1 pseudogene is annotated in these 611 nt (G+C 75.1%); it reads right to left on the bottom strand.

Annotation, left to right across the window (positions count from 1 at the left end):
• Nucleotides 1–611, bottom strand: a pseudogene (locus CXR02_RS21890) (ABC transporter); the annotation flags it as partial.

Here is a 611-nt window from a genome sequence, read left to right as displayed (position 1 = left end):
GGCGAGGGTGGCGGCGCCGCCGGCCAGCTGGTCCGCACCCGTGGATGCCTGGCTGATGGCGCCGCCGAGGGCGGGGGTGGCTTCCGCCAGCCTGGCCGCGCCCGCGCTGACGGCAGCTGACCCGTCCGCCAGTTGCTGGATCTGCCCTGCCGCGGACTTGAGGCCGGCCGCCGGGCCAGGAGCTGCGGGCGGTGCCGCATTTGCATCGAAGTCCGCCAGGATTGCCTCCGCCTGGGCCGGGGTGACGGTCCCGGCGGCGACGAGCCGGCTGTTGGCCGCGACCACACGGCTGCGCTGCGCCTGGGCGGCAGCCTGTTCGGAGGCGGCCATCTGGCCGGCCAGGCCCTGCACCTTGGTGTTAAGCGCGGCGCCGCCGGCGGCGACCTGGGCGGCGCCATCCGCAAGCCGGCGCGTGTCAGCCGGCAGGGTGGCGGTCTTGCCCTTGAGCTGGGACAGGCCGGCACTGAGCTGGCCCGCGCCGCTGCTGAGGGTGTTCGCGCCGTCCCGGAGTTTGAGCTGGCCATTATAGAGCTCGGCGGCGCCGTTCTTGAGCCCGCTGGTGCCCTGGTGCAGGGTCACCGTCCCGTCGCGGAGGGTGGCGATGCCGTCGG

The sequence above is a fragment of the Arthrobacter sp. 4R501 genome, assembly GCF_002929755.1.
Taxonomy (GTDB): Bacteria; Actinomycetota; Actinomycetes; order Actinomycetales; family Micrococcaceae; genus Arthrobacter.
This window is presented reverse-complemented; position numbering and strand designations above follow the sequence as displayed.